This window comes from Campylobacter sp. RM16190 (assembly GCF_012978835.1).
Lineage (GTDB): Bacteria > Campylobacterota > Campylobacteria > Campylobacterales > Campylobacteraceae > Campylobacter_A.
The window spans coordinates 39243-65132 of sequence record NZ_LIWS01000005.1 but is presented as its reverse complement, the minus strand read 5'-3'; the positions used below and the strand labels follow the sequence as shown (position 1 = coordinate 65132).

Annotated in this window: 26 protein-coding genes and 1 other RNA gene; 17 read left to right on the top strand and 10 right to left on the bottom strand. The window is 36.4% G+C overall.

The window, feature by feature from the left end; all coding sequences use genetic code 11:
- Genes CDOM16190_RS06970 through CDOM16190_RS06960 form a run of 3 tightly spaced genes read left to right on the top strand, consistent with a single transcriptional unit; the run spans position 1 to position 2800 of the window.
- Positions 1-1530, top strand: coding sequence for a cytochrome ubiquinol oxidase subunit I (locus CDOM16190_RS06970; protein WP_170019587.1), 1530 nt, complete (start codon positions 1-3; stop codon positions 1528-1530).
- Positions 1523-2647, top strand: coding sequence for a cytochrome d ubiquinol oxidase subunit II (locus tag CDOM16190_RS06965; protein ID WP_170019585.1), 1125 nt, complete (start codon positions 1523-1525; stop codon positions 2645-2647). The genes CDOM16190_RS06970 and CDOM16190_RS06965 overlap by 8 nt, the downstream gene beginning before the upstream one ends.
- A gap of 9 nt (positions 2648-2656) precedes the next feature.
- Positions 2657-2800: a hypothetical protein gene (locus tag CDOM16190_RS06960; protein WP_169975185.1), complete on the top strand. Its 144-nt coding sequence runs from the start codon at positions 2657-2659 to the stop codon at positions 2798-2800.
- 69 nt (positions 2801-2869) lie between these two features.
- On the opposite strand, the gene CDOM16190_RS06955 is transcribed toward CDOM16190_RS06960, so the two are convergent.
- Both CDOM16190_RS06955 and ilvD read right to left on the bottom strand, forming a co-directional pair.
- Complete coding sequence (locus tag CDOM16190_RS06955; RefSeq protein ID WP_170019583.1) at positions 2870-3685, bottom strand: tetratricopeptide repeat protein; 816 nt, start codon at positions 3683-3685, stop codon at positions 2870-2872.
- A gap of 15 nt (positions 3686-3700) precedes the next feature.
- On the bottom strand, positions 3701-5374 hold the full coding sequence (ilvD, locus tag CDOM16190_RS06950; RefSeq protein ID WP_170019581.1) for a dihydroxy-acid dehydratase: 1674 nt from the start codon (positions 5372-5374) through the stop codon (positions 3701-3703).
- A gap of 199 nt (positions 5375-5573) precedes the next feature.
- On the opposite strand from ilvD, the gene CDOM16190_RS06945 reads away from it, so the two are divergent.
- From CDOM16190_RS06945 to thyX, 3 genes are all read left to right on the top strand, one after another.
- Positions 5574-6914: a Na+/H+ antiporter NhaC family protein gene (locus CDOM16190_RS06945; RefSeq protein ID WP_170019579.1), complete on the top strand. Its 1341-nt coding sequence runs from the start codon at positions 5574-5576 to the stop codon at positions 6912-6914.
- Positions 6915-7046: 132 nt separating this feature from the next.
- Positions 7047-9404, top strand: coding sequence for a flagellar hook protein FlgE (gene flgE, locus CDOM16190_RS06940; RefSeq protein WP_170019577.1), 2358 nt, complete (start codon positions 7047-7049; stop codon positions 9402-9404).
- A 104-nt stretch (positions 9405-9508) separates the two neighbouring features.
- A complete protein-coding gene (gene thyX, locus CDOM16190_RS06935; RefSeq protein ID WP_170019575.1) occupies positions 9509-10135 on the top strand; it encodes an FAD-dependent thymidylate synthase in 627 nt (208 codons plus the stop codon).
- Positions 10136-10170: 35 nt separating this feature from the next.
- Here thyX and CDOM16190_RS06930 read toward each other — a convergent pair whose 3' ends face one another.
- Entirely contained in the window at positions 10171-10764 is a 594-nt protein-coding gene (locus tag CDOM16190_RS06930) for a hypothetical protein (RefSeq protein WP_170019573.1), read from the bottom strand.
- A 16-nt stretch (positions 10765-10780) separates the two neighbouring features.
- Positions 10781-11257 (bottom strand): crossover junction endodeoxyribonuclease RuvC, encoded by a 477-nt coding sequence (gene ruvC / locus CDOM16190_RS06925; protein WP_170019571.1) that lies wholly within the window; start codon positions 11255-11257, stop codon positions 10781-10783.
- A gap of 138 nt (positions 11258-11395) precedes the next feature.
- Between ruvC and dnaA the strand changes: the two genes are divergently transcribed.
- Genes dnaA through CDOM16190_RS06890 form a run of 7 tightly spaced genes read left to right on the top strand, consistent with a single transcriptional unit; the run spans position 11396 to position 19553 of the window.
- Positions 11396-12706 carry a chromosomal replication initiator protein DnaA gene (dnaA, locus tag CDOM16190_RS06920; protein WP_170019569.1) on the top strand — a complete coding sequence of 437 codons (1311 nt, stop codon included), beginning with the start codon at positions 11396-11398 and terminating at the stop codon, positions 12704-12706.
- Between the two features lie 9 nt (positions 12707-12715).
- On the top strand, positions 12716-12865 hold the full coding sequence (locus tag CDOM16190_RS06915) for a hypothetical protein (RefSeq protein WP_170019567.1): 150 nt from the start codon (positions 12716-12718) through the stop codon (positions 12863-12865).
- Positions 12862-13929, top strand: a complete 1068-nt coding sequence (gene dnaN / locus CDOM16190_RS06910) for a DNA polymerase III subunit beta (RefSeq protein WP_170019565.1) — start codon at positions 12862-12864, stop codon at positions 13927-13929. The genes CDOM16190_RS06915 and dnaN overlap by 4 nt, the downstream gene beginning before the upstream one ends.
- A 13-nt stretch (positions 13930-13942) precedes the next feature.
- A complete protein-coding gene (gene gyrB, locus CDOM16190_RS06905; protein ID WP_170019563.1) occupies positions 13943-16252 on the top strand; it encodes a DNA topoisomerase (ATP-hydrolyzing) subunit B in 2310 nt (769 codons plus the stop codon).
- The gene (locus CDOM16190_RS06900; RefSeq protein ID WP_170019561.1) at positions 16253-17641 is read left to right on the top strand and encodes an EAL domain-containing protein; all 1389 of its coding nucleotides are present in this window, start codon (positions 16253-16255) and stop codon (positions 17639-17641) included.
- Positions 17642-17649: 8 nt separating this feature from the next.
- Positions 17650-18318 (top strand): preQ(1) synthase, encoded by a 669-nt coding sequence (gene queF / locus CDOM16190_RS06895; protein ID WP_170019559.1) that lies wholly within the window; start codon positions 17650-17652, stop codon positions 18316-18318.
- Positions 18318-19553 (top strand): HD domain-containing protein, encoded by a 1236-nt coding sequence (locus CDOM16190_RS06890; RefSeq protein ID WP_170019557.1) that lies wholly within the window; start codon positions 18318-18320, stop codon positions 19551-19553. Before queF ends, CDOM16190_RS06890 begins: the two co-directional genes overlap by 1 nt.
- 38 nt (positions 19554-19591) lie before the next feature.
- Here the strand turns inward: CDOM16190_RS06890 and ffs are convergent.
- Positions 19592-19691, bottom strand: an RNA gene (gene ffs / locus CDOM16190_RS06885) — signal recognition particle sRNA small type.
- A gap of 53 nt (positions 19692-19744) precedes the next feature.
- Between ffs and CDOM16190_RS06880 the strand changes: the two genes are divergently transcribed.
- Positions 19745-20179 (top strand): hypothetical protein, encoded by a 435-nt coding sequence (locus CDOM16190_RS06880; protein WP_170019555.1) that lies wholly within the window; start codon positions 19745-19747, stop codon positions 20177-20179.
- Here CDOM16190_RS06880 and CDOM16190_RS06875 read toward each other — a convergent pair.
- Positions 20169-20855, bottom strand: a complete 687-nt coding sequence (locus CDOM16190_RS06875) for an anaerobic ribonucleoside-triphosphate reductase activating protein (RefSeq protein WP_349644384.1) — start codon at positions 20853-20855, stop codon at positions 20169-20171. The genes CDOM16190_RS06880 and CDOM16190_RS06875 overlap by 11 nt on opposite strands.
- A complete protein-coding gene (nrdD, locus tag CDOM16190_RS06870) occupies positions 20845-21003 on the bottom strand; it encodes an anaerobic ribonucleoside-triphosphate reductase (protein ID WP_169941782.1) in 159 nt (52 codons plus the stop codon). The genes CDOM16190_RS06875 and nrdD overlap by 11 nt, the downstream gene beginning before the upstream one ends.
- Before the next feature lie 98 nt (positions 21004-21101).
- Here nrdD and tpx point away from each other — a divergent pair, with 98 nt between their 5' ends.
- The 3 genes from tpx (at position 21102) to CDOM16190_RS06855 (ending at position 23359) form a co-directional block, all read left to right on the top strand.
- Positions 21102-21632 carry a thiol peroxidase gene (gene tpx / locus CDOM16190_RS06865; RefSeq protein ID WP_170019551.1) on the top strand — a complete coding sequence of 177 codons (531 nt, stop codon included), beginning with the start codon at positions 21102-21104 and terminating at the stop codon, positions 21630-21632.
- A 115-nt stretch (positions 21633-21747) separates the two neighbouring features.
- Positions 21748-22359: a cyclase family protein gene (locus CDOM16190_RS06860; RefSeq protein ID WP_170019549.1), complete on the top strand. Its 612-nt coding sequence runs from the start codon at positions 21748-21750 to the stop codon at positions 22357-22359.
- Between the two features lie 112 nt (positions 22360-22471).
- Positions 22472-23359 (top strand): EamA family transporter, encoded by an 888-nt coding sequence (locus CDOM16190_RS06855; protein WP_170019547.1) that lies wholly within the window; start codon positions 22472-22474, stop codon positions 23357-23359.
- 51 nt (positions 23360-23410) lie between these two features.
- Here CDOM16190_RS06855 and CDOM16190_RS06850 read toward each other — a convergent pair whose 3' ends face one another.
- From CDOM16190_RS06850 to CDOM16190_RS06840, 3 genes are all read right to left on the bottom strand, one after another.
- The gene (locus tag CDOM16190_RS06850; protein WP_170019545.1) at positions 23411-24319 is read right to left on the bottom strand and encodes a bile acid:sodium symporter family protein; all 909 of its coding nucleotides are present in this window, start codon (positions 24317-24319) and stop codon (positions 23411-23413) included.
- 137 nt (positions 24320-24456) lie between these two features.
- On the bottom strand, positions 24457-25005 hold the full coding sequence (gene rnhB, locus CDOM16190_RS06845) for a ribonuclease HII (protein WP_170019683.1): 549 nt from the start codon (positions 25003-25005) through the stop codon (positions 24457-24459).
- A gap of 1 nt (position 25006) precedes the next feature.
- Positions 25007-25882 carry a hypothetical protein gene (locus CDOM16190_RS06840; protein ID WP_170019543.1) on the bottom strand — a complete coding sequence of 292 codons (876 nt, stop codon included), beginning with the start codon at positions 25880-25882 and terminating at the stop codon, positions 25007-25009.
- Positions 25883-25890: the final 8 nt, after the last annotated feature.

Sequence of the window (25890 nt, the reverse complement as noted above, 5' to 3'; positions counted from 1 at the left end):
ATGTCCGAATTAGCATCTGTCGATTGGTCTAGAGCGCAGTTTGCACTAACTGCTATCTATCACTTCCTGTTCGTTCCTCTGACATTAGGACTTAGCTTTATCATAGCTATTATGGAGAGTATTTATGTCAAAACTGGAAATGAGCAGTGGAAACATATAACTAAATTTTGGCTTAAACTTTTTGCAATAAATTTTGCAATAGGTGTTGCGACCGGTATCATCATGGAGTTTGAATTCGGTACAAACTGGGCGAACTATAGCTGGTTCGTAGGCGATATATTCGGTGCACCGCTTGCTATAGAAGGACTTTTGGCATTCTTCCTTGAAAGTACATTTTTTGCGGTTATGTTCTTTGGTTGGGATAAAGTTAGCAAAAAATTTCACCTAATCTCAACATGGCTTGTGGCTATAGGATCAAATTTAAGCGCACTTTGGATTTTGATAGCAAACGGTTGGATGCAGTATCCAATAGGGATGAAATTTAATCCGGACACCGCAAGAATGGAGATGCAAAACTTCTTTGAAGTGGCATTAAGTCCTGTTGGAATTATTAAATTTTTACACACAGTAACAAGCGGATATGTTATCTCGGCTCTATTTGTGATAGGAATTTCAGCCTGGTTTATCCTAAAAGGAAGACATATTATAATGGCTAAAAAAAGCATGATAGTAGCGGCGAGCTTTGGCCTTGTAACTTCTTTATTCTTGCTATTTAGCGGTGACGAGAGCGGATTTCAAGTAACTAGAACTCAACCGATGAAGCTTGCAGCCATGGAAGGACTTTACGAGGGAGATAGCAGACAAGGACTTGTGATGTTTGGAATGCTTAAGCCAGACAAACAACCAGGAGACGGACAAAGTCCTTTTATGTTTGACGTAGAGATACCTTATATGCTCTCGCTTATAGGCAAAAGAGATATAAACGCTTTTATTCCCGGTATTGACGATTTAGTTTTTGGAAATGAAAAGCGTAATATAGAGAGCGTAAGTAGCAAGATGACAAAGGGTAAGATCGCCGTAGACGCACTAAGAACATATCAAGAGGCTAAAAAGGCAGGTGATAAAGAGGCTATGGCGAAAGCGCAAAATCTTCTTGAAGCCAATATGAATTTCTTAGGCTACGGATATCTAGAAAAACCGACAGATGCTGTGCCTCCTGTAGCATTGACCTTTTACAGCTTTAGAATTATGGTTATGCTTGGCACATACTTTATAGCTCTATTTTTCGTAGTTATGTATCTATGCATGGCAAATAATATCGAAAGCTTTAAAAAGCTCCTTTGGATATGCGTGTGGACAATTCCTCTGGGGTATATCGCAGCAGAAGCTGGCTGGATAGTAGCCGAAGTGGGGCGTCAGCCGTGGGCCATACAAGACCTGATGACCGTGGGTGTAGGTGCGACAAATTTAGGTAGCGTAAATGTCAAAATCTCATTTACTCTATTTGCGGTGCTTTTTACAGCACTACTAATAGCCGAGATAAAAATAATGCTAAAACAAATAAAGATAGGATTTGAAAGTCATGCTTAGTTTATCACACGAAATACTTCAAATTTATTGGTGGGTTATAGTTAGCTTGTTAGGCGGGCTTTTAGTATTTATGATGTTCGTTCAAGGCGGGCAAACACTTATATTTGGATTACCAAAGAGCGAAATAGAAAAAGACATGATAATAAATTCCGTGGGTCGCAAATGGGAGCTTACATTTACTACCCTTGTCATGTTCGGAGGAGCATGCTTTGCTGCATTTCCGCTCTTTTATGCTACTAGCTTTGGTGGGGCGTATTGGGTGTGGCTGGCAATTTTATTTTGCTTTATTTTGCAAGCCGTTAGTTACGAGTATAGAAAAAAACCGGACAATTTTTTAGGTCAAAAAACTTATGAAATTTTTCTTTATATAAACGGCTCGCTTGGAGTTATTTTAATAGGAATGGCCGTTAGCACATTTTTTTCAGGAAGCGACTTTGCACTAGGCGAGCATAACTTCGTGGAGTGGAAAACTCCATATAGAGGTCTTGAGGCACTTGCCAATCCCCTACTCTATCCCCTTGGAATTGCGATGTTTTTCCTATCTCGCGTAGGCGGGGCTTTATATCTAATCAATAATATCTCGGATGAAAATTTTAGAGCAAAAGCCAGAAAAGCTGTTCTAAAAAATACTATCTTGTTTTTGCCGTTTTTCTTGCTTTTTATAATCTGGATATTTACAAAAACAGGCTTTGAGTATGACGGAGAGGGTATAGTAAGCCTAGTAGGCTTTAAATACGCACTAAATTTAGTAAAAATGCCAATCGTTACTCTTATAATGTTAATAGGACTTGGACTTGTGCTATATGGAATTTATAAAGGCGCATTTACTAAAAGCATTTACGGAGTAGTTCCTTACGGAATCGGAGTAGTATTTGTAGTAATGGGGCTATTTTTGATAGCGGGGTTAAATAATACGGCCTTTTATCCGTCTTTTTCAAATTTGCAAAGCTCGCTAACTATAAAGAATGCAAGCTCTAGCCACTACACTCTTGGAGTGATGGCTTACGTAAGTCTTATTGTGCCATTTGTATTGGCATATATCTTTGTGGTTTGGAGAGCTATAGATAGTCGCAAAATCACTCAAGATGAGATCAAAAACGATCACCACGCATACTAAGGAACAAATATGACAACTGCAATTATTTTCTTTTTTCTTTGGATACTTGCTCTTTTTTTGAGCTACAAATTCGTACTTTTAAATGTAAATCAGGTTGAAAAATACCCTGAAAGATACTTTGAAAATTTAGAAGAAGAAAAGAAGAGCAATTAAAATAATATCTTATAATCAAATTTATAGGCGTTAAGTTTCGCCTATAAATTTTAACTAACAAATGCTAATTTACAAACACCCCTCTTTAATACCTAGCTTACAAGCTCTATCGAAGTATGCAGCGGCCTCTACGCTTATTTGACCCCTAAAATCCTTTGGCATCAAGGCTATACCCATATACATGCAAGAAACGCCGTTTCCATTCTCGCAAGTAGCCTTTAGATACGGCTTGGCTTTTTCATAATCTTTATTTTTAAAATAAAATTCGCCAAGCACCACACAGCCATTTACATCGCCATTCTCGCAGCCTTTGTTGATATAAGATACTCCAAGATTCATATCGGCGCTCACACCACGCCCAGAGATATAAATAAGACCTAAATTTGTACAAGCTTGAGCATCTAGCTTTTCACAAGCCTTTTCATAATACTTCATAGCCTCTTGATAATTAGCCTCACCAAGAACTCCATCATCATTAAGCATTCCTGCAAGAGTACAAAATTTCGTCTCTCCCTTATCGCACCAACTCTTAGCTATCTCGTAAGCAGATTTATAATCTTGTTTTGTTCCTTTCCCGGACATATAAAATGTAGCCAGACTCTCACACTGTTTTACATCTCCGCCTTCACAGGATTTTTTAACTACATTAAACTGCTCAGCAGAGACTTGCATATTTATCGCCTCTTTTTTGTCCTCATACTCTTTCATTCTTTCACAAGCACCCTGATGCCCCATTTCACAAGCTTTTTTATAAAATTTATTAGATAGCATATAATCTCCTGAAAATGCTGCCTTGCTACCCTCTTCAAAACAACTATTTGCATCAATACATTCATCTGCTAAAAGAACTGCTAAAAAGCTTAAAAATACTATGATTTTTTTCATATATAACTCCGAAATTTAAGCTTCTAAAATCGCGCCGCTGCTCGCATTTGTCACAAGCTTACGATATTGTCTTAGCCAGCGAGAATTTAGCTCTTTTTCAAGCGGTTTAAATTTCGCTTTGCGAGCTGAAATTTCAGCCTCGTTTAGTCGCACATTTATGCTGTAAGTATCCACGTCTATATCGATTATGTCGCCATCTTCAAGCAGTCCTATCATACCGCCTTCAGCCGCTTCAGGGCTTACGTGTCCGATACTTAGTCCCCTTGTGGCACCGCTAAACCTACCGTCCGTTATCAGCGCCACATCCGCACCAAGTCCGCGACCCATGATTAGGCTAGTAGGGCTTAGCATCTCTTGCATTCCGGGACCTCCGCGCGGACCTTCATAGCGGATAACTACCACGTCGCCCTTGTTTACCTTGCCGCTTGAAATTCCCTCTATCGCCTCATCTTGAGAGTTAAAGCAGACCGCTTTACCGCTAAATTTACGCTCTCCCACGATGCCTGCCGTCTTTATCACACATCCTTGCTCGGCTAAATTTCCAAACAAAATCGCCAGTCCGCCAACCTGCGAATAAGCATTTTCGACTTTATGGATCACGCTTTCATCTTTTATCTCGCTAGCACCGACTCGTTCGCCCAGAGTTTCACCCGAAACGGTTAAATTTTCTAAATGAAGCATTCCGTTATCTCGGCGCGAAATTTCTTTTATAACCGCGTTCATTCCGCCCGCTCGCCCGATATCTTCCATGTGCACGTTTGGCAAGCTTGGGCTTATCTTGGCTATGTGAGCGATGTTTGAGCTTATTTCATTTAACTCTGAAATTTGCAGATCCACTCCCGCCTCACGCGCAATAGCTAGCATATGAAGCACGGTATTGCTGCTTCCGCCCATCGCCATATCAACTACAAGTGCGTTTCTAACGGCCTTTGCGTTTAGGATATTGCGTATCTTAAATCTCTCATCAAGCGCGATCTCGCAAATTCTACGCGCCGCTTTTCTCACAAGTTCCTCACGTTCAGGTGTAAGTGCTAGTATCGTGCCGTTGCCGCTTAGAGCTATACCCATCGCCTCGCAAAGCGTATTCATCGAATTTGCAGTAAACATTCCGCTGCAACTTCCACCGCTTGGACAGGCGTTGCACTCGATATCTTTTAGCTCGGCTTCGCTTATCTCTTTAGTCTCAAATTTGCCCACCGCTTCAAACGCCGTAGCAAGGTCGATCGGACGTCCGTCTTTGGTGTAACCCTTTTTCATCGGTCCGCCGCTTACAAATACGGTCGGTACATTTACCCTAAGCGCACCCATTATCATACCAGGCACGATCTTATCGCAGTTTGGCATACACACAAGCGCGTCTAGGCTGTGAGCGTTCATGACAGTTTCAACCGAATTTGCGATGATCTCGCGGCTTGGCAAGCTATAAAGCATACCGCCGTGACCCATCGCGATACCATCATCTACGCCTATGCAGTTAAATTCAAACGGCACACAGCCGTTTTTGCGAATTTCGTCTTTTAAAATTCCAGAGTAGCGATTTAGGAAAAAATGCCCCGGAATTATCTCTATAAAGCTGTTTGCAATGCCGATAAATGGCTTATCAAAATCCTCGTCCTTAAGCCCCGTAGCACGCAAAAGAGAGCGATGAGGCGCCCTTGTGTAGCCTTTTTTTATGATATCGCTTCTCATGTCTTTCCTTTTAGTAAAATTTTATAGATTTTATCAATTATTTTATTATATTAGGTATAAAATAATCTTACCTTGCTTGAAATATGTTTTTTTACATAAATTATTGTTCAAATTTATTTCAAAATCAAACTTAATAATTTATAAATTTAAGACAAATAGAGGTATAATAACCAATTATTCATCAAAATAAGGAAATTTTATGCTCTCTAATCCCGTTGTTGTAAGCATAGTAATTATGACTGTGCTTTGTCTGCTTCGCTTTAATGTATTATTATCGATTCTGGTTTCAGCGCTTGTCGCCGGTTTGATGTATCATAACGGATTTGCTAGCTTTAGTGCATTTTTTGATGCCCTTACAGCTACTACCTCTACTCTAATTACCGGTATGAAAGGAAATTTAGAGACTTCTCTTAGCTATATTTTATTAGGAGCTCTTGCGGCTGCTATCGCAAATACGAATTTAACGGCTATTTTAATAAATAGTATAACTAAAATTTTAAGCAGCACTCGTGCATATTTTTCATTAATAATTGCTGCAATAGCGTGTTTTTCTCAAAATTTAATCCCGGTTCACATAGCGTTTATACCTATACTTATTCCACCACTTTTACCTCTTATGAATAAATTAAATATAGATAGACGTGCTATAGCAACAGCTCTGACATTTGGTTTAAAAGCGCCTTATGTAAGCCTTAGTGTAGGTTTTGGACTTATTTTTCACGGTATTATAAAAAAAGAACTTGCAAATAATGGCGTAAATGTAGAAATTTCAGATATTCAAAGTGTAATGTGGATAGGCGGATTTTCAATGCTAGTAGGCCTATTTTTGGCAATCTCTATATTTTACTCTAAAAAAAGAGAATATAAACATACAAACTTTGAAAATTTAGAGATGCAAGAAGCGGAATTAGCTAAAAGCCTAAAAATGACAAAGAAAGAGTGGGCGGTGTTAGGAGGTGCCATAGTAGCGTTTGTAGTGCAAATTTACACATCAAGTATGCCTCTTGGGGCACTTTTGGGACTTCTTGTTATGGTGGCTTTTGGTGGCATAGAGTATAACAAGATAGACAAAGTCATGGATAGCGGTCTAGCCATGATGGGCTTTATCGCATTTATTATGCTTGTTGCAGCTGGCTTTGGCTCTGTTTTAAGAGAGAGTGGCGGTATCGAACAACTTGTAAATTTTGCTAGCAATATCGCTGGTGGAAAATTAGGAGGAGCTATAATGATGCTAACCATAGGACTACTTGTAACTATGGGCATAGGAACTAGCTTTGGCACCATACCTATTATAGCTGCGATCTATGTTCCGCTTTCTATATCTTTAGGATTTTCATTTCCGGCTATTATTCTTTTAGTTGGTATTGCTGCAGCACTTGGGGATGCTGGAAGCCCTGCAAGTGATAGCACACTCGGACCAACAGCAGGTCTAAATGCCGATGGACAGCACAACCATATCTACGATACTTGCGTGCCGACATTTATTTTCTTTAATATTCCACTTATAATAGGTGGTATTATAGGAGCAATGATATTATAATCCCTATAATTTTATAGCCTGCTATACTTGACTGGTAGGCTATAAAATTTAATTACTATTCTTTACTCTATTTACATTTTTTGGAACATCTTTTGCTTTTATCTTTTAAAAATTGCATAAAAGGATAAGATTATGATGAGATCTCTTTGGTCTGGAGTTACGGGACTTCAGGCTCACCAAATAGCAATGGATGTCGAAGGTAATAACATAGCAAACGTAAACACCATAGGTTTTAAATATAGTAGAGCAAATTTTGATGATCTTATATATCAAACTTCTCGCGTATCTACCGCTCCTCAAAATAAACATGGCGGTTTAAACTCTATGCAAGTAGGCCTTGGAACACAGGTTAATACTACTACAAAAATTTTCAAGCAAGGCTCGCTTCAAACTACAGATAAACAGACCGATATTGCCCTTCAAGGCGATGGATTTTTTATAGTTAGCCCAGATAGTGGAAAAACTCGTCTTTATACTAGAAACGGTGACTTCTCACGCGACAGTGTCGGAAATTTCGTAGATAACGGCGGGCATATCGTTCAAGGCTGGATGAGAGATGAAACTACGGGAGAGATAGATCCGACAAGACCGATAGAAAATATAATTATTCCGCCAGGACTTACGACTCCGGCAAGAGCCACTAAAGAGATAGCATTAAAAGCAAATTTAGATAGTGGAGATGATGTTGGAACTAAAAAAATTCCTATCTATCAACTTGATCAATACACTAGATGGGTAGAAAAATCTCCTCTTGATAGCATTAAAACAGATAATGAAATACATGATGAAAATAATGTTGGAGAAGATGAGTTTTATGTAACAAAAACTGGTGAACAAAGACTAAGAGAAAGAGGAACAGATCTAGGAGTGTTATTTAATAATGATGGAGACGCTTATAATCTAAGAGATGGTCAAGGCATTTGGATAAGCTACTCTGATGCTAAGACAAAAGCATTGAACGTAGGTGCTGACCCACTTGGAAATTTTGCAGCTCCACAAACGCTTGATATTGTTTTAAATGGAGAAAATATAAAACTAGGCAATATTAAGAATATTAGCCAGTTAGCAGCTGCAATAAATGAGAAATATAATAAAACAGGTGTTGAAGCAAGCGTAACTAATGGAAATCAACTTGTATTAACCAACAGAAATAATTTAGGAGCATCAGTTGAAAATAAAAATATAAAACTTGTAGCAAATACAGCTATAGGAGATTTAGTTACTACAAATATAATTACAGCTTATCAATATACGTATAGTAAAACAAAGACAAATTCAACTCATACTTATAACGACTCTACAGAGAGAAAAGTCACAACTACAGAAGATTTAAGAGAAGCTATGCAAAAAGATGCAAGACTTTGGGTAAATTATATTGGAGAAAAAGTCGGCAATGAAGCTGATGGCACGCCTAAACAAACAGATTTCACAGATAAAATAGCAGATAATAAAAACGATGGCGTAGAAGTAACTGTAAACGAATATGGTCAATTTCAGATAAAAAACCCAAAAGGTGATGCATTTAATGAAGATGACGCAGATGCAACCGATGGCACAATAGATCCTGCAACTAATAATCCAAAACCTACTGCAAACAATGATACCGATGATAATGACCACAATATGTACTTAACCGTTACAGCTCTAAGTAATGCCAAAAACAATATAACTGAAAATATCGGATTCAAAAAAACTATGGCCGTTTTGGCAGGCTCACTAAGCACAGGTGAATCAAAGCGTGTAACAGATAGCCTGCATATGGCAAGCCACAGCTCAAGCATAGATGTATTCGATAGTTTAGGCGCTAAACACAACGTAAAGATTGATTTTACGAAACGTGCTTACACTGAAAATAACGGAACAGAATGGACGATGATCATTCAAGTTGCCGAGCCAAATAAGATAAATTTCGACGGCAAACCTGAAAATGTAATAACAGGATATATTAGATTTAACGCCGACGGTTCGCTTGGCACATATAGCCCTGCTAGTATCACATTTGGCGCGGCTAACGGCTCATCGGCAGGTCAACATATAGAGCTAAATTTAGGCGATACAATGGGCTTTACCGGAATGACAAGCTATGATAACGACTCAGCAACTGCAAATATCAGCCAAGACGGTTATACAGGAGGCGAATTAAACGGTCTTAGAATAGATGAGTCAGGTACACTTGTAGGCACATTTACAAACGGTAGAAGTTTGGGACTTGCGCAAGTTGCGGTGGCTAAATTTACAAATAACGAAGGTCTTACAAGCGAAGGCGGTAACTTATTTGCAATGACTGCAAACTCAGGAGATCCGATAATAGGTGCTGCTAATACTTCCGGACGCGGCAAAATTTCAGCTTCAAGCTTAGAGATGAGTAACGTCGATCTAAGCCGCTCACTAACTCAGCTAATCGTCGTTCAGCGCGGATTTCAAGCTAACTCAAAGACGATCACTACAAGCAACGAGATGTTAAACACTCTCTTACAGCTTAAAAACTAATTATCTACTATTATAGGGGCTATACAACGCCCCTGATCTGACTTGAATTTCATAAAAATTTTAGCTAAATTTACGAGATTAAATTTCATAAATAAAGAGCTAAAATGCAAGTAACACTTCTAAATTTCACTCCTCTTAATATCTGCTCGCACGCGATTCGCACGTGTTGGCAAAGCTTTGACAAGGGTGATAATGGAGGTGAAAAAGATATCGAACTCATCGACCGAGTGGGCAACAAATACAAGCACGCAAGCACGCTTGAGCATCTTTATTATAACTTTTACATCCAAGGAATTTCGCGCGCACTGCTTCAAGAACTAGCTCGTCACCGCATAGCAAGCTTAAGTGTGAAATCAACCCGTTACACACTAAAAGAGCTTAGAAACGAGGCGAAATTTGAGCTTGGCGACTTTGAAAACGCAAGCAGATACATCGTGCTAACGGGAAATGAGCTAATCGATAACGCAAGCATAAAAGCACTTGATAATCTACGCGAAATTTTAGCCACGACTACAACAAGCCTTGACATCGTCAAATACTGCTTACCGGAGTGCTATAAAACGGAATTAACATGGAGTATAAACGCTAGAAGTTTGCAAAATTTCTTATCCTTAAGAAGCTCCAAATCCGCTCTTTGGGAAATACGTGATCTAGCTCATATAATTTACGACGCATTGCCTGATGAACATAAATTTATTTATGAAAATCACATCGCAAACAGTGAACATTAAAAATTCGCGTGGTTTTGATGTCACGCGACTAAATTTTACTCTTTTATCTCTTTTAATTTTAGATTATAAACCTGCATGTCTTGCACCATGCCAAATTTACCTCTTATAGCAAGGACTCTGCCGTTTATTTCTATTTTACCAATCTCTTTTCCTCTTGACATGACGATAGCTTTTACAAATACTTTATTCACGCCATTTCTTGTTTCAATAGGTATAAGTTCATAGTCGCAACCAAATTTTAAAAGTAAAGCATCATGTCTTAATTTTTTAGCAAAATCAAATTCACGAGAACTAAAATAATCAACCGCCATATTGGATATCTCATCATCTCCATTTAATATCGTAAGTGTTGCATTTTTGAAAAATGCCTGCTTATTTTCTACGCTATCATCCATTACGCAGTTTAAAACTTCACAAGTTTGTCTTAAGTCCTTTTTAACTCCAAAATTTTGCGAATTTGAACCGCTAAACAATACATCTTTAACCATAATCTGTTTTGCTTTTGTAGTTTTCTTTGTTTCTATGCCTAAATTTGAGTAGTTGCAGATGATTTCATTATCTTTTGAAACTTCATTTGCAAATAAATTTATCGATGCAAAAACAGCCAAAACAACTAAAATTTTCCTCATTTTATATCCTTTAAATTTATTTTTTTATCCGCAAATTATTTGCATGCGTTAATGCAACCGCGATAGCATCGGTTATATCAAGCGGTTTTATATCTTTAGTAATTCCTAAAATTTTCTTCACCATAAAGGCAACTTGCTCCTTATCCGCTTTTGCCTTGCCTGTTACCGCTTTTTTTACCTGAAGCGGCGTGTATTCTGCGAATTCTCCGTGAATTTGAAGAATTTTAAGGCTTAATGCACCTCGAAACTGAGCCAGCTTTAAAACCGTTTTTGGATTATACGCAAAAAATATATCCTCAATCGCAACTTCATCGAATTTGTGGTTTTTAAAAATCAGATCAAGTCCTTCGCAAAGCTGCGTTATCTGATACTGAAGCAAATCGGGCTTAATCTTTATAAGTCCGGCTTCAATCAAATTTGTTTTTAACGCAGTTTTTTCGATAATCGCATAACCGCAATTCTTGCTTCCAGGATCAATTCCTAAAATTTTCATCACATCCTTAATTTGCCAAATAAAAAAGTTTTTCACGTTTTTTTCACGCTGTGAAAAACATATCCTAAAGGCATTTTAACAAAGATTTTATGAAATTTAAGATAAAATGATAAACCACTATAATAAAAAGGGATAAATTTGCTTGCAAACGAGGTTTTAGAGCTACTTGGACACGAAATTTTAAAATCAGAATATGAGTGTTACATAAAGCAGCTTAAATTTAACGAAAAAGCTTCAAATTCAGAAGTTATCGTATTTAACGCTCCAAATGAACTTATAGCAAAATTTATCCAAACAAAATACGCAGGCAAAATAGCTCATCTTTTTGAAGTAAAAACTGGTGCAAAACCTCATATAAACATCACTTCTCAAAAGAGCAAGCCACAGATCAAAACCGCAAAAGTAGATGTAAATCAGATAAAGGCTCAAAGTAGTCTTTTAAACCCAAGCTATACCTTTGAAAATTTCGTTGTGGGTGATTCAAACCAATACGCTTACATCACTTCAAAATCAGCCGCCGAGCAGCTTGGAAAAGCGTATAATCCGCTATTTATCTACGGTCCAACAGGTCTTGGTAAAACTCACTTGCTCCAATCAGTCGGAAATTTCTGCTTAAATAACGGCAAAGTTGTAATTTGTATCACAAGTGAGCAGTTTATAACTGATTTTACATATCATATCAACAACCACTCAATGGAGAGATTTCGCGAGAAGTACCGAAACTGTGATGTTTTGCTCATAGATGATGTGCAGTTTTTAGGAAAAACGGATAAAATTCAAGAAGAGTTTTTTCACACATTTAACGAACTTCATTCAAAAAACGGCCAGATCGTAATGACATCAGATCGCCAGCCAAAGCACTTAAGAGGCTTTGAAGATAGGCTTAGAACGCGCTTTGAATGGGGAATTATAGCTGATATCACCCCTCCTGAGCTTGATACGAAGATAGCGATTATCAAGAAAAAATGCGAATTTGATAAAATCTATCTAACTAAAGATGTGATCGAATATATCGCAACTAACATGGGTGATAATATCCGCGAAATCGAAAGCGCAATTATAAATTTAAACGCTTACGCGACACTCATGAGACAAGAGATAAGCCTCGAATTTGCTAAAAATATATTAAGAGATCAGATAAAAGAGAAGCGTGAAAATATAAATTTAGAAAACATAATCGAAATAGTAAGCAAAGAGCTAAATATAAAACCAAGCGAGATAAAAAGCAAATCACGCGTGAAAAATATCGTTGAAGCAAGGCGAATCGTAATATATCTAGCTAAAAATTTAACGCCAAATTCTATGCCTCAGATAGCAAGTTATTTTAATATGAAAGATCACTCGGCAGTTAGTCACAATATCAAAAAGATAAATGAAATGATAAATGAAGATGAGTATTTTAAGATAAAAGTTGAAGAGATCAAAAACAAAATTTTGACAAAAGGATAAAAATTTAAGATGAAATATGTGAATAAATGTGAAAAATCAGATTTAGTTTTTAACTATCAAAATGCTGAAATTTCAAGCTTTGAAACTGTTTTTCACATATTCATGATACCTACTACTGATACTAAAAGAAATTTAAAAAATAAAGGAAGAAAACTATGAAGGCGGTAATTAACAAAAATGCTCTTGAAAGCATAGTTACAAACACAAATCCTTACTTAGAAAAAAAAGATTTAAGCGCTATAACTTCTCACATATATATCTGCGCTAAAGATGGAATTTTAAATATAAAAGCCACAGATCATGAGATAGGTCTTGCATATAAACTAAGCAATGTAAAGATAATGGACGAAGGAAATGCAACCGCAAACGGCAAAAAACTGCTTGACATTATAAGAAGCTTAAAAGATGAAGAGGTAACTCTTGAAACGGTAAATAACTACCTTTACATCAAGCAAAAAAACTCAAAATACAAACTTCCTATGTATAAATTTGAAGATTTTCCTAAATTTCCAACTGTAGAAGGAAAGAGTAAATTTGACATAGATGCGATAATGCTTGGACGAAGCCTTAAAAAGATATTTCCTAACATAGACACAAATAACCCAAAATACGAGCTAAACGGAGCTCTTATAGATATTAAACAAAACTACATAAACATCGTCGGAACAGATACAAAAAGGCTAAGTGTATTTAGATCTGAAACCCCAACTCAAAATGAATTTTCGCTGATAATTCCAAAAAAAGCGATAAGTGAAATTCAAAAGCTATTTTACGATAAGATCGAAATTTACTATGATGAAAATATCTTGATAGCTCAAAGTGCAAATTTTGAGTTTTTCACAAAACTTATAAACGGAAAATTTCCTGATTACGATAGGGTAATTCCAAAAGAAATTAAAAAACGACTAAAACTAAGCAGAGATAAGATGATAGAGGGGATTAAAACTATATCAATTTTATCAGATGGTATGAAAATAATTTTCGCTCCTCAAACCATAACTTTTGAAAGTATTATTGAAGATAATTCAGAGGCTAGAACTGTGATTGATTTTCAAACAGGACTTGACGAGGAATTTTTTGTAGGTGTTAGAAATAGATACCTGATAGACTTTTTAACAAATATCGAAGAAGATAGTTTCGAGCTTGGTTTTAATGACTCAAATTTGGCATTTACTGTTAGTTCAAATGAGCTAAAAACGATAATAATGCCAATAAATTTATAATTAAGGTTAGTTTATGCAACAAAATTACGGTGCAGAAAATATTAAAGTTTTAAAGGGTTTAGAAGCCGTTAGAAAACGCCCTGGAATGTATATCGGAGATACTCATATAAACGGACTTCATCATATGATTTATGAAGTTGTTGATAACTCTATCGATGAGGCGATGGCCGGGTATTGTGATACGATAAATATTGAAATTACAAACGAAGGCTCAGCGATAATTAGCGATAACGGTCGTGGAATTCCTGTAGATATGCACCCTACCGAGAAAATTTCGGCTGCGACTGTTGTACTAACCGTGCTTCACGCAGGCGGTAAATTTGATAAAGACACTTATAAAGTTTCAGGCGGTCTTCACGGTGTCGGTGTATCTGTAGTAAATGCACTTTCAAAAAAATTGGTTGTAAATATTAAGCGTGACGGAAATCTTCACAGGCAAGAATTTGCAAAAGGAATTCCAACAAGCGAAATGGAGATCATAAAAACTACAAATAGAACCGGAACTATGGTTGAATTTTGGCCTGATGACAGTATATTTGAAGTAACGGAATTTGACGATGAAATTTTGACTAAGAGATTTCGCGAACTTGCATACTTAAATCCAAAAATAACTATAAATTTTAAAGATCAACGCACAGGTAGAAGTGAGAGTTATCACTTTGAAGGCGGACTTGAGAGCTTCGTAACCGATATGAACAGATCAAATCCGGTTAGCAAAGCCGTATCATTTAGCGGTGGTGAAGAGGATGTGATAGTTGATTTTGCTTTGATGTATAACGAAACATATAGCGAAAATTTACTAAGTTTCGTAAATAATATCAAAACTCCTGACGGCGGAACTCACGAAGCCGGTTTTCGTGCGGGTCTAACTAGAGCGATAACAAACTACATCGCAGCAAACGCTTCCGTGCGTGAAAAAGATACAAAAATAACGGGCGATGACATCAGAGAAGGACTTATTGCTGTTGTAAGCGTTAAAGTTCCTGAGCCGCAATTTGAGGGTCAAACTAAGGGAAAACTTGGTTCAAGCTATGTAAAACCTATCGTTCAAAAGATGACTTTTGAAGTTTTGGTTAAGTATTTTGAAGAAAATCCTATCGAAGCAAAAGCCATAATGAATAAGGCTTTAATGGCGGCTCGAGGAAGAGAAGCCGCTAAAAAAGCAAGAGATTTAACTCGTAAAAAAGAAGGACTTAGCGTAGGAACTCTGCCTGGAAAATTGGCTGACTGTCAAAGTAAAGATGCAAGTATAAGTGAGCTTTATTTAGTGGAGGGTGACTCTGCGGGAGGCTCTGCAAAACAGGGTCGTGATAGAGTTTTTCAGGCGATTTTACCTCTGAAAGGTAAAATTTTAAACGTTGAAAAATCACGACTTGATAAAATTTTAAAATCAGATGAGATTAAAAATATGATAACGGCTCTTGGTTGTGGTATCGGAGATGAATTTGATGCCGAAAAACTTCGCTATCATAAGATTATTATAATGACTGATGCCGATGTTGACGGGAGTCATATCCAAACTCTGCTTTTAACATTTTTCTTTAGATTTTTAAATCCTGTAGTTGAAAACGGCTACATATATCTTGCTCAACCGCCGCTTTACCGATACAAAAAAGGCAAAAAAGAAATTTATCTTAAAGATGAGAAGGCTTTGAATGAATTTTTGATCGAAACGGGAATTGAAGGGGTGGAATTTGAAGGAATCGGAAATAAGGATTTAATTGATTTTCTTAAAATAGTAGCCGCTTATAGAAGCGTGTTAAAAGAGCTTGAGAAGCGATTTAACGTGTTAAGTGCGATTAGATATATGATAGAAAATCCTGATATAGTTTCTAAAAATTACAATGAAATTTTTGGAATTTTAAAAATATATCTTGAAAATGAAGGATACAATATCCTAAATTCATACATAAATGAAGATGAAATTCGCATCTATGTCCAGACTGAAAGCGGTCTTGAAGAGCTTATCGTAAATGAAAATTTATTTACAAATCCTCTTTACGAAGAAGCACTTTATATAAATCAAAAGATAAAAGATCGCGAATTTAGTTTTAGTAAAGATGTGATTGAAATTCTTGATGAAGTTGAGAAAAATGCTAAAAAAGGTGCTTATATACAGCGTTATAAAGGTCTTGGTGAGATGAATCCCGATCAGCTTTGGGAGACTACGATGAATCCTGAAAATCGCCGCTTGTTACAGATAAACATAAATGATGCGATGAGTGCGAGTGATACGTTTAATCTCTTTATGGGCGATGAGGTGGAGCCGAGAAGAAATTATATACAAGAGCACGCAAAAGACGTTAAACACTTGGATGTATAAATGTTGGATTCTCAAATAAAAGAAAGATCAAGAAGATTTATATCTGCTATTGAAATATCTATTCCATTTTTTGCACTTATTCTATTTTTTGCATATGTTTTTATAAAAAGAGATGAAGTAAATTTAGAAAATGATGAGATAGTACTTTTAATAGTTTTAATAATATGTCAGGTATATTTTACTACTTATAAAATATATCAAAGTTTTAATGAAACAGTATTAGATGGCACTACTGGCGCTTTTAATAGAAGTGAAATTTTAAAAGTAATTTCAAAAAAAGCATATCAGTTTGAAAATCGCCAAGATGGCAATATAGCAATGCTAAAAATACTAAATTTAAACGATATAAATGAGCGTTATAGTTTTGATATTACTGATGTTTTACTTAAAAAACTTATTGAGAGGTTAGATTTTTTTCTAAATAAAGAGGTGTCTAAAAAAACTTTAATAGGCAGATATACTAACGATTGCTTTTTAATGTTTTGTGAGGGTAAGAGTTCTCAACTAATACATTTTTTAAATATTTTTGAAAAGAGCGTTTTATCTAATGGAATAGACGATATAGAACTTAAGATTAAATTTGAGTTAGTTAATATTAATTATTCTAAAAACATTGAAAATTCAATATCTGTTTTAATCGAGAAGTTAAGTTTAGAAGAAAATGCAAAATTTGCAATTACAGATGAATTTGAACAATCTGTTTGCAAATCTATAAAAGATAAGCAGTTTTTATTTCAATCTCAGTTAGTTAGTAGTCTAAAAGATGAAGAGAATTTAAAAAACATTCTTATCAAAATTGATACTGAAGAATTTGGACCTATATCAAAACAAAAAGCCCAAAATATCGCAAATAAAAACGGATATGAGATATTATTTGATATAAATGCCATTAAGAAATTTTCTGAGTCAAAATTTGATGATGAAGGTTCTTATATTATTGAAGTTTCATCAGTCTCGATTAGAAATTTACAATTTATAAATTTTATAAAAGAATTCGTAGAGTCTGGTCAAATTAATCCAAATAAAGTTATTTTAGAATTTAGTGAAAAGATCGTTTATAATGAAATGAATAGATTTAAAGAAATTTTAAATCAATATAAAAATTTAGGTTTTAGATTTGCTTTTAATAAATTTGGTGGAAATAACGCAGGATTTGAGTATTTTAAACATCTGCCTATAGATTTTTTCATATATGATATTGAGTTTAATAAAAATTTAAATGACGAAAGATTTGAAAGTTTATTTGTTAATCTTAATAAAACTGCTAAAAAAATAGGAGTAAAAACAGCTGTTAGATTTGTAGATAAGGCTGATTTTTTTGAAATCGTAAGAAGTGGTGGAATCGACTATGTACAAGGGTTTTATATAGAAAAACCAAAAGAAATTTAAGGAAAAATATGCAAGAAATTAATGAAAATGATTTAGGACAAGAGTTAAAATACGGTGAGAAAATTTTAAAAGAGTTTGATGTCGAGCGCGACCTTGAAATTTGGGAAAATAAACAAAGCAGAGATTATAAGATCAAGATCACTTTGCCTGAGTTTTGCTGCCTTTGCCCGCGTTCTGGTTATCCTGATTTTGCGACTATTTATCTTGAGTATGTGCCGAACAAATTTGTAGTGGAGCTAAAGGCGATCAAGCTTTATATAAACAGCTTTATGAACAGAAATATAAGCCACGAAGATAGCATAAACGAAATTTACTCTGTTCTTGAAAGAAAGCTTGAGCCAAAATGGATGAAGATCGTGGGCGACTTTAACCCGCGCGGCAACGTTCATACGGTTATTGAGATAAGCTCTGATGAGATCATTAAAAAACCGGAAATCAAAGAACCTGCAAGCACTCTCATAACTCCAAGCTATGAAAAACGCGAAAGAAGCGGTGATAGAAGCGATAGAAAGCCTGCTGCTCGTACAAATTCAAGAAGCGGCTCAAGAACAAAAGAATTTGATAAAAAGCCAAGCAGAGAAAGATCTGGATCTGCTAAAAAACCTGCCAGAGAAGGTTTTAAAAAGCCTGAATTTTTAGGCGAAAAACGTGCAAGAGTAGTTAAAAAAGATAAATGATGATAAATGCAAATTTGATCGAACATATCTTCAAAGCGGCGTCCATCTCGCGCTGGAACGACTATCCGAAGATGACAAATTTAGTCGAGCTTGACAAGCAGGCGCATAAATTTGTTATCGCTTATTTTATTGCAAAGCTTGAAAAAGATATCGATATGAACTACATCATAGAGGCTGGAATTTTTGAGTTTTTCGCACGCGTGGTGGTTACCGATATCCGCCCTGACGTATTTCATCAGATACAAAAGCAAAAGAGTGAGCAGATAAACGGCTGGGTTCTAAATATACTTGAAAATTTGGTTCGCGACATCGACGGAGGCAAATTTTTAGAACGTCTTAGAAATTATCTGCTTAAAAAAGATAAAAAGCACGCTAAAGAGCGCCTTATCCTAAAGGCGGCAAGCTATCTTGCAACTCGCTGGGAATTTTCTATCGTATATCAAACAAGTCAGTTTTTAAGCGATATAGAAGAGCTTAAGAGTAAGGTTGAAGAGGAGCTTGAGGACTATTACGAGCTAATCGGCGTGCGAAAAATAGTGATGAATCAAAAGCTAGCCAAGCTTGTAGATCTAAGTGGAAGGCTTCGCTTTCAAAAGCGCTGGGCTCAAACTCCGCGTATCCCTGAAACGGCAGTTTTAGGCCATATGCTTGTGGTTGCGATTTTAAGTTATTTTTACTCGCTTAAGGTCGGTGCTTGTGCAAAAAGGCTTGAAAATAACTTCTTTTGCGCTCTTTTTCACGATCTTCCAGAAAGCCTTACAAGGGATATTATAAGCCCCGTTAAATATGGTGTTGAAGGTCTAAATGAGATCATAACTGAGTATGAGATGAGACTCATTGATGAGAGGATTTTGCCGTTTGTGCCTGATAGCTTTAGAGATGAGTTCAGCTACATTTTAGGCATCAGAGAACAAAACGGAAAATTCGTAAAAAACGAGTTTGAAAATAGAATTTGCGAAAAGAAACCTACCTATCACGAAGGTACGATGGACAATGTAAATGAGGATAAATTTAACGCAATCGACGGTAAGGCGCTTAAGCACTGCGATAAGCTTGCGGCATTTATCGAGGCGGGGATTTCTATAAGCTACGGTGTGAAGTCAAAAGAGCTGATTGACGGCTTTAACAATATGGATAGTTTTTTTAAGAATAAGCCAAGCGTAGATGGTGTGAATTTCGCTAAAATTTGCGAGGAATTTAAAGAGCATTTTTCTCTTTTGCAAGTAAAAATTTAAAAATTTGTGCGATAATCTGAAGAATGGAATTTAAAAACCCCTTCTCAGATTACTGCGGCACACACTAAATCCAAGTGCTCTGCTGTGTTCCCACCCTGAAGCGGTGCCTGAGAAAGTAGCATTGCACAGGTCTAAGAAGAGGCGAATGCAATTTTACTAAAGTAATACTTAAATTTAAGTTAGGTTGTAAAATGTTAATAGGAATGAAATTAAAACTTCTATCGTTTTTTAGAGAATTTTTTGTATATCATCATCGTTCTTTAGAGTTTCGTGCGAAAGTTTTTGCCGCTATTATAGCTGCTAAACTTGATCCTGATGAAGATGATTTCATAATACTATATGAAATTTCAAAAGAGATTTACGATAATGACGAGGATAGAAAAGCTGTTTTAATACAGATTACAAAAGAGTATATATCAAAGGTAAAATGTAAGGATCATCTCACTCTTGATGCCCTACTTTTAAGTATAGATCAATCTATGAAAAGCCATAAAAGATATGCTTCTAAAATAGATTTTTCACACCTTAGAAGACTTATTAACGGAGAAGAGGAAGAGACATTAATTCAGCAAAGAGTTTATGATTTTTTACTTTATGAAGTAAAGCAATATTCATCTATTGGTTAAAATTCCTAAACTCTATTTTTAAATTTGACTCTATCTTATTAGCGTCAAATTCTCTTTGCGGAGTAGTTAAATTTCCGAAATTTTCACCTGTGTTTAAAAAATTTTGCAAGTAGTAAGTTCCGTTATAGCCATGATTTTGAAGTACTTTGCTCATATTTGATATATCATCTTCACAGAGCAAATCAGCATGCACGGTCGTTCGAACTTCAAATTTGAAATTTATGGATATCAAAAACTTAAGTGTTTGGATGAAATTTTCATAGAAATTTGACTTCGTTATATCATGAAATTTTTGGCTCGGAGCTTTAAAATCAAGCGCGATATAATCGATCAAATTTTCACTTAAAGCCGTTTTTAAAACTTTTAAATTTGAGCCGTTAGTATCAACTTTAAGTAAAAACCCGCGCTTTTTAACCTCTCTTGCAAGAGGCAAAAAGCTACTGCTTATAGTGCATTCTCCGCCGCTAAACACAACTCCGCTTAGTTTGCCGATGCGTTTATCTAAGAAATGCAAAAATTCATCTTCTCCGACAAACCCTTCGCCAAGCACTACGGTTGTATTGTAGCAGTAAGCACAGCGCATATTGCATCCTGTAAACCACGCTATGCAAGCGGTTTTGTCGGGAAAGTCAAGAGTAGTAAATGGGGTAATGGAGTGAAGCGGCTTACTCTGCACGCTCACAAAATTTCACTCGCTCTTTGTGTTCGCCTTTTTTGCCAAGATTAAAGCTCTCAACCGGTCTGTGATATCCCATAACGCGAGTATAAACCACGCATTTAGTGCGCTTTTCTTGCAGTTTTTCTAAGATCTCTTTTTCGCTCATATTTACTCCTTGTTTATTTATAATTGTAGCCGTTTGGGGTTAATTGTTTGTAAAAATATAGTAATATTTGCGTTATATTTCAGTTCAAAAGGATAAAAATGGCAAAAGTAAATTTCAAAGGTTCGCCTGTAAATTTAAGAGGTGATGAGGTATTTGTAGGACAAAGCGCTCCTGAAGTTACGCTTACGGGAAATGATTTAAGCGAGTTTAAAGTGGGAGGCAATAGCGGTAAAATCGAAATTTTAGTTACCGTTCCTTCGCTTGATACGGGAGTTTGCGCAACCGAAACTCGCAAATTTAACGAAAAAATGGCAGGCAAAAACGCTATAAAACTAAGCGTTATCTCACTTGACCTTCCGTTTGCTATGGGTAGATTTTGCTCTACTGAGGGCATAGAGAATTTACGCGTGGGAAGCGACTTTAGAGCTAAGGAATTTGGCGAAAAATACGGTGTTTTGATAGATGAAGGAGCGCTTAAAGGCTTGCTTGCTCGCGCGGTTTTTGTCGTGAAAGACGGAGTTATCATTCACAAGCAAATCGTACCTGAAATAGCAGATGAACCAAACTATGACGCTGTTTTTGAAGCTATCAAATCAAGCGGCGGTTGTGGCTGCGGTTGTGGACATTAATCCCGCTTAGGCTAAACAAATTTTGGCTTTGGGATAAAATTTCAAAGCCAAAATTCCCCTCTTTTAAATTTTAAGAAATTTTAGCTACACTTCTTAAAATTTCAAAAGGCAAAATTTGCAAATTATCGATTTAAGTCCTATTTTAAGCTCCAAAACTCAAATTTATCCGGGCGACGCTGCGTTTTTGGTAGAGCAAATTTTAGACAGCGGATTTTGCACAGGAAATTTGTCTATGTCTCTTCATACAGGCTCGCATACCGATTTTGCCATGCATTGCGGTATCAAAGGAGTAAAGAGCGAGCAAGCTTCTCTTGAGTGTTTTGTCGGCGAAGCCGTTTGCGTTGGAGTAAGGGCAAATTTAAACGAAGCTATCAAATTTAAAATACCGCCAAATCCGCATAACGCTAAAATTTTACTTTTAAACGTGCATTGTGAGTTTAAAAATGAGCAAGATTTTTTCATAAATTCGCCGTTTTTGGACGATGATTTTTTAAATTTAGCTCAACAAAACGGCTTTAAAACCGTTGCTACAAATTTATCCACAATCGATGCTCATGGAGCAAATTTAAGGCACAAAGAGGCTTTTGAAAGAGAAATTCAGATCATCGAATGCCTAATAAATTTACAAATTTTAGAAAACAGGAGTTTCTTCTTCTCCGCCGCTCCTTTGAAGATAGCAAATGCCGATGCGGCTCCTCTTAGAGCTTACGCGATTTTAAAAAGATAAATTCGGTTTTTTGATAAAATTTCATTGATTAAATTTTAAAAGCCGTAGGTAAATTCTCTTTAGCCGTTTTATAATCATTCATTAAAATCAGCTTTTTAGTTATAATCTCGCCATGGATAAAAATAGTCAAAATTTCGGCATAGTCTTAACTCTTCTTGGCGGGATTTTCTGGGGATTTTCAGGGGCTTGCGGACAGTATCTTTTCGAGCGAAAAGGTATAAGCGCGGAGTATCTTACATCGCTTCGTTTGCTACTTTCAGGCGTGATAATGCTTGTGATTTTATATGCAAAAAGCGGCAAATTTGTATTTAGTATTTTTAAGCAAAGGCGAAATATAACCGATCTGCTTTTTTACGCGCTATTTGGCATTATGGCGTGCCAATACACATATTTTGTTACTATCAAACTTTCAAACGCGGCAATTGCAACTATTTTACAGTATCTTGCACCTGTTTTGGTGCTATTTGTACTTTGTATAGAAGAAAAGAGATTTCCTTACAAAAAGGAAAGTATAAGCGTATTTTGTGCGATTTTTGGAGTGTTTTTGCTTGCCACTCATGGAAATTTTACAAGCCTTGTTATCCCGGTAAAGACGCTTATCATAGGGATAATATCAGCTTGCACTATCGTCATCTACACTCTCTCACCTCGGCGACTGATGAGAAGCTATCCTGTTACGCTTATACTCGCGTGGGCGATGGTTATAGGTGGCATTATTCTAAGCTTATACGCTAAGCCTTGGCAGCTTAAAGGCATAAGCGACTTTAGCGGATTTTTGGCTCTTTGCGGTGTCGTGGTTTTTGGCACTATCTTTGCCTTTAGTCTTTATATGCAAGGGGTTAAAATTCTAGGCGGCGGCAAGGCTAGCGTGGTATCTGCTATCGAGCCGGTTTCGGCGGCTTTGTTTGCGACTTTTTGGCTTGGAAGCGAGTTTGTATTTATTGATATAGTCGGATTTGCGTTGATAATTTCAGCTATCATACTCTTACGGAAAGGCTAAATTTAGAGTTTTTGCAAGCTAAGCTAAAATGACGATAGTCAAGTAGTAAATTTAAGCTTCGCTTTTACTCTTTGAGCTCCAAATTCCTGCCAAGATAGATCCAGATAAGTTATGCCATACGCTAAATAATGCGCCGGGAAGCGCAGCAAGCGAGCCAAAATACTTAACGGCAAGCGCGACGCTTAAGCCTGAATTTTGCATACCCACTTCGATAGCGACGGTTCTTGCCGTCTTTTCATCAAAGCCAAAGAGTTTCGATAAAAAGTATCCGCAAAATAGCCCCGAGCCGTTATGAAGGACTACGCCAAGCGCTACTAGTGCGCCTACGGTTTGGATATTTTTCACGTTTAGCGCCACTACGATCGCTATGATCGTGATGATGGCCACCATGGATATGATAGGAAGCGCAGGAAGGATCTTTTTAACGAATTTATGGAAAAACGTATTTAAAAGCACGCCCACAACTATCGGCACAAGCATAATTTTAACCAAATTTAAAAGCATGCTCATAGCAGGTACCGGAACTTCTTGTCCGATGTAAAGCCATGTTAGAAACGGCATTAATACTATTGAAAGTAGAGTCGAAAATAGCGTCATGCTAACGCTTAAAGCCACATCGCCCTTGGCTAAGTAGGTCATGACGTTTGAGGCCGTTCCTCCCGCACTTGTGCCTACTAGCATCATACCCGCGGTGATTTCGTTGCTAAATCTAAACGCTTTTGAGATCAAAAAAGCAGCAAGCGGCATGATGAGAAATTGGATAAAAATTCCAAGTCCCAGAGCTTTTTTCTTGTGCAAAATTTGTTTAAAATCATCGATGCTAAGCGTGATACCCATGCCAAGCATGATAACAACAAGAAGCGGAACGATATAGCCTTTGATAGCTACAAAACCGGTCGGAAAAGTATAAGCGATAAATGATAAAACTATCGCTGCTATAGGAAAAAGTAGTGCTTTCATGAGTTGATTGTATCTAAAAATTATGGTTTTTTATCAAAAACAAGTATTTTTGAACGAAAATTTATGAAAACTGTTAAATTTCTACAAGGTTGTTACTAAAATACTGAAAAATTTATAGTATTTTTCAAAGTTTGATCTTAAAAAAGTGTGGGCTGAAATGCCTTAACTATAAAGCTTTTTCGAGTTAGCTCGCATTCACCCAAATTTCTAATCGCCTCAAGGTGCGCCTTTGTGCCGTAACCCTTGTGAGAGGCGTATCCGTAATCAGGATAAATTTTGCTCCATGCGCTCATTAGTTCATCTCTGCTTACTTTGGCTAAGATACTTGCCGCGCTTACTTCGGCGATTTTGCCATCAGCCTTTATCATCGTTTTGATGCCGGTGCCGTAATTTACGTTGCCGTCGTAAAGTAGATCGTAGTTTGCAAAATGACTTTTAAAAAGATTTAAAGCCCGCCTTAAGCACTCGCTAAGTCCAAATTTATCTATTTGGCGATTTGAAAAATATGCGATTAAAAATTGCGACTTCGCAGCGATCTCGTTAAAAAGCTCTTTGCGTCTTTTTGCGTTTAGTTTTTTAGAGTCGTTAAGCCCTGAAATTTCGCTATTTAGCACGCAAGCAGCTACTACCAAAGGACCAGCAAGCGCTCCTCTGCCGGCCTCATCAATACCGCAAATTTTATTCATCTTACTCATTAAAAAGCCCGAAACTATCCTTCATAAAAGACCTTATCTCCTCAATTGAGATGATTTTATTTGAGCTTTCAAAAGTAATTCCGACAGGAGAAAGCATAAAATTTTCATCCATTTTTATCTCCTTGCTTTCAAAAATAGCTTTTAAATTTTCATCATCCAAATTTATAAAAACATCTTGAGCCGAGATATTTTTGCCTGTTTTTAAAAATTTTGAGTTGCAAATTTTGCCCTCTTTGCCAAGATTTCTGCAAGTGGTTTTAAAAATTTCGTTGCTAAACTCAAGCGTTAAAATGTCGTTTTTAAATAAATTTTGCTCGCTATCTTTGAATTCTTGTTTGAAGTTTTCCAATTTTTCTTTTAAATTATTTTTGTTTTTTGTAACAAAATCAGCCGAGAAAAAGTCACTAACTATCCCCTCAAGCCTTGTGTTTTGGTTATTTGTTATCTGTAACCCAAGAGTTAAAATTTCATAGCTTAACTCCTTAGTTATAGTGGCTTTATGTGCTTTGCCTTTTATGGCTAGCTTGCCGCTTAATTTGCCATCTTCATCAAGTTTTACATCTAAATTTAGCCAGTCGGAGAGTGCGTTTAAAGCGGTTATATTATCATCGGTTTTTTCTATCTTGCCCTTTGAAAACTCAAATTTTTCTCCTTTAAAAAAGAGATGTCCGTAAATTTTAGTAGGGAGTTCAAAGCTTTTTTCGCCTTTAAAATTTTCAAATTCGCTATCAAATGAGTTTAGATAAAGCTCAAATTTTTCCTCATCCGTCGCCCCTGTAAATTTATAAAATTTACCCCAATTTTCATGATTTATCTCGTATCCAAAGCTAAGCAAAACAGCAACAAAAAACGTCAAAATTACTCTCATATACTCTC

Excerpts from the sequence above, each read along its gene's own strand:
- CDOM16190_RS06970 (WP_170019587.1), top strand. The coding sequence starts at position 1 with ATGTCCGAATTAGCATCTGTCGATTGGTCTAGAGCGCAGTTTGCACTA.
- CDOM16190_RS06965 (WP_170019585.1), top strand. The coding sequence starts at position 1,523 with ATGCTTAGTTTATCACACGAAATACTTCAAATTTATTGGTGGGTTATA.
- CDOM16190_RS06960 (WP_169975185.1), top strand. The coding sequence starts at position 2,657 with ATGACAACTGCAATTATTTTCTTTTTTCTTTGGATACTTGCTCTTTTT.
- CDOM16190_RS06955 (WP_170019583.1), bottom strand. The coding sequence starts at position 3,685 with ATGAAAAAAATCATAGTATTTTTAAGCTTTTTAGCAGTTCTTTTAGCA.
- ilvD (WP_170019581.1), bottom strand. The coding sequence starts at position 5,374 with ATGAGAAGCGATATCATAAAAAAAGGCTACACAAGGGCGCCTCATCGC.
- CDOM16190_RS06945 (WP_170019579.1), top strand. The coding sequence starts at position 5,574 with ATGCTCTCTAATCCCGTTGTTGTAAGCATAGTAATTATGACTGTGCTT.
- flgE (WP_170019577.1), top strand. The coding sequence starts at position 7,047 with ATGATGAGATCTCTTTGGTCTGGAGTTACGGGACTTCAGGCTCACCAA.
- thyX (WP_170019575.1), top strand. The coding sequence starts at position 9,509 with ATGCAAGTAACACTTCTAAATTTCACTCCTCTTAATATCTGCTCGCAC.
- CDOM16190_RS06930 (WP_170019573.1), bottom strand. The coding sequence starts at position 10,764 with ATGAGGAAAATTTTAGTTGTTTTGGCTGTTTTTGCATCGATAAATTTA.
- ruvC (WP_170019571.1), bottom strand. The coding sequence starts at position 11,257 with ATGAAAATTTTAGGAATTGATCCTGGAAGCAAGAATTGCGGTTATGCG.
- CDOM16190_RS06915 (WP_170019567.1), top strand. The coding sequence starts at position 12,716 with ATGAAATATGTGAATAAATGTGAAAAATCAGATTTAGTTTTTAACTAT.
- dnaN (WP_170019565.1), top strand. The coding sequence starts at position 12,862 with ATGAAGGCGGTAATTAACAAAAATGCTCTTGAAAGCATAGTTACAAAC.
- gyrB (WP_170019563.1), top strand. The coding sequence starts at position 13,943 with ATGCAACAAAATTACGGTGCAGAAAATATTAAAGTTTTAAAGGGTTTA.
- CDOM16190_RS06900 (WP_170019561.1), top strand. The coding sequence starts at position 16,253 with ATGTTGGATTCTCAAATAAAAGAAAGATCAAGAAGATTTATATCTGCT.
- queF (WP_170019559.1), top strand. The coding sequence starts at position 17,650 with ATGCAAGAAATTAATGAAAATGATTTAGGACAAGAGTTAAAATACGGT.
- CDOM16190_RS06890 (WP_170019557.1), top strand. The coding sequence starts at position 18,318 with ATGATAAATGCAAATTTGATCGAACATATCTTCAAAGCGGCGTCCATC.
- CDOM16190_RS06880 (WP_170019555.1), top strand. The coding sequence starts at position 19,745 with ATGTTAATAGGAATGAAATTAAAACTTCTATCGTTTTTTAGAGAATTT.
- nrdD (WP_169941782.1), bottom strand. The coding sequence starts at position 21,003 with ATGAGCGAAAAAGAGATCTTAGAAAAACTGCAAGAAAAGCGCACTAAA.
- tpx (WP_170019551.1), top strand. The coding sequence starts at position 21,102 with ATGGCAAAAGTAAATTTCAAAGGTTCGCCTGTAAATTTAAGAGGTGAT.
- CDOM16190_RS06855 (WP_170019547.1), top strand. The coding sequence starts at position 22,472 with ATGGATAAAAATAGTCAAAATTTCGGCATAGTCTTAACTCTTCTTGGC.
- CDOM16190_RS06850 (WP_170019545.1), bottom strand. The coding sequence starts at position 24,319 with ATGAAAGCACTACTTTTTCCTATAGCAGCGATAGTTTTATCATTTATC.
- rnhB (WP_170019683.1), bottom strand. The coding sequence starts at position 25,005 with ATGAATAAAATTTGCGGTATTGATGAGGCCGGCAGAGGAGCGCTTGCT.
- CDOM16190_RS06840 (WP_170019543.1), bottom strand. The coding sequence starts at position 25,882 with ATGAGAGTAATTTTGACGTTTTTTGTTGCTGTTTTGCTTAGCTTTGGA.